Genomic DNA, 2,325 nt, shown 5'->3' with positions numbered 1-2,325 from the left:
CCCAAGATTTCATGGAAATTAAATATACAGTGAATTTCGGCAAAAAAAGAATGTGAGAGATCTACGCAGCCGCAGTCTCGCCCGTGACATTCAGCCCGATGAAACCGTAAAGGGAATCGGTCCCCGGCTCGTGTCCGAGGAAGTTATCGAGCAGCGTCATCCCGTCCGCCATATTCCCCTGCGAGTAGACATCGTTCCTCAGCTTTAAGCCGAGAGTCTCGTTCGTCATCCCGTTCTCTTTGAACTCGTCGACAATATCCAGTGCATAGACCTTCGACCACAGGTAGCTGTAATATCCTGCATCATACTGGTCCATGATGTGGGAGAAAGTCGCAGCCGGGTGAAGGCCCTCCGGCTCGTCGAGCCCGAGGATCTCCTCAGATGTATCGTGCCAGACCTTAGTCGTGTTCACCGGGCCGTCCGCCGTGTGGTAATACATATCGACAAGCGCAAAGAGCACCTGGTAGCCGTAATCGTAACCCATGCCGACACTCCTTGCCGCAATCGCCTGTCCGGCGAGCTCCTCCGGGATCTTCTCCGAGGAATTCCCGTACTTAGCCGACATCGATTCGAGGACATCCGGGTCGTATGCCCATTCCTCAAGAGCCTGGGACGGCGTCTCGCAGAAGTCCATGGACGATTTATACCCGGAAAGGGTGCCGTAATGAGACGTAGTAAGGATCACGTTCATCGCATGCCCGGTTTCGTGGAACATCGTCCAGATATCGTAAGGCTTAAAGAGGGTTTGGTTGTCTCCCTCCGGTGCATCGTAGCTCCCGATGATAATTGCAACCGGCAGGCTGTATGTTCCGTTCTTCTCCCTGCCTGAAATCAGCTGCGAAGTTGCATAACCCGTGTACTTCCCGTCCCTGTGATAGAGATCCAGGTAGAGGTAGCCGAGAGTCCTGTTGTCGGACCTGTTCGAAACCTCGAAGAGCCTCACGTCCGGCGACCATACCGGAGCATCCTGTACCTCGTTGAAATCGACGCCGAAGAGCATCCCCGTCGTATTAAAGACCCCGTCTACCACGTTGTCGGACGGGAAATATTTCTTAAACTCCGCCACATCGTAGTTATAATCCCTCATGATGAGAATGTGTTCGAGGTACCTGATATCCCAGGGATATATCTCAGTCGCTCCCGGATCGATCTCCTGCTTGATTTCGAGGATAACCGCCGTCTCCTCTTCGATCTTTTCAGAAAGCGGCTCTTTTAAGGAATCCAGGAACTCTATGACAACAGTCGCGTTTTCCGCCATACGGTTCCTGATTGTATAGTCCGCCCACGTGGTGTATCTCATCTCCTTTGCAATATTCTCGCGGAGGACGATCGCTTCTTCCAGAAGAGGTGTATTCGCTTCCCCCTGGACATCATTGTATGCCTCGTACATCCTCTTGCGGGTATCCCCGCTGTCGGCGTAGGTCATCACGGTACTGTAACCCTGGCTGACCGTTGCAATGTAATCCCCTTCAGGCGTCCGGGAGAATGAAGAGAGATCTTCGTCCGGCACCCCTTCAAGCTCCTCTCCAGTAAAAGTGATCGACGAATTGTCGTTGTTCAGGTTGGAGTTGAACTCGGTCTTAATGGCGCTGAGTTCCGCGTTCATCTCCCTCACCCTCGTGAGGTTCTCTTCCGGAAGCCCGAGGCCGTTATGCTCGAACTCGTCGATAATGATCTTATAGAGCCTCTGCTCGACGGGAGTACCAGGCACTTTATCTTCGACCGATTTCAGCGCATCATAGAGATCGCTGCGTGTGTAGACCTCGATGTAAAATTTACTCTGCGCAATGTCGGCATCCATCCCCTCCGCTGCAATCTCCGGGTCGGGAGACAGGTAACCCATAATCGTAAGCGGCGAGACTGCATCGCCGTAATCCGTCAGTACACTGTCGAATGCGACGACAGTATTCTCAAAAGTCCGTTCACCCACTGGAATGGTGGCGATGGCGTTCAGGGATTCGTTTGCTGTCTCCCGTGCCTCATCGCTGAGAATCGTTATCTCGCCGGATGAATATTCGGCACGTATAGGCGAAAGGCTGTCGTCGGCAAGAACCGGCAGAAAAATACCCGTCGCCGAAAGAATAAATGCAGAAAGAAAAATCCCGTACAGAATCCTTCGCGATCTGCATATGGTGATATCATCCCTCATAAGAACCAGTATAAACTATTCTGCCCGCCGGGGGAAAAAGGATTTTTATGTGAATTTGTCCGCGTTCTGTTCGGTCCTGGCGGCCCTGAAATAGCACACGGGATCGTTGTGAAATATCCCCGTTCCCGTATAAGAACTCGAAGAGCACCCGCCCTGGCAGTCTCCCAGTTTTTCGC

The 2,325-nt window shown here is 52.5% G+C and carries 1 protein-coding gene; it reads right to left on the bottom strand.

Annotation, left to right across the window (positions count from 1 at the left end; genetic code table 11):
* Positions 1-61: 61 nt before the first annotated feature.
* Positions 62-2,149, bottom strand: coding sequence for a M3 family metallopeptidase (locus tag METPAY_RS09685; RefSeq protein WP_048151891.1), 2,088 nt, complete (start codon positions 2,147-2,149; stop codon positions 62-64).
* Positions 2,150-2,325: the final 176 nt, after the last annotated feature.

The organism is Methanolacinia paynteri (genome assembly GCF_000784355.1).
Classification (GTDB): domain Archaea; phylum Halobacteriota; class Methanomicrobia; order Methanomicrobiales; family Methanomicrobiaceae; genus Methanolacinia; species Methanolacinia paynteri.
The sequence above is the reverse complement of the archived record's forward strand: the minus strand, read 5'-3'. Positions and strand labels throughout refer to the sequence as shown.

Excerpts from the sequence above, each read along its gene's own strand:
- METPAY_RS09685 (WP_048151891.1), bottom strand. The coding sequence starts at position 2,149 with ATGAGGGATGATATCACCATATGCAGATCGCGAAGGATTCTGTACGGG.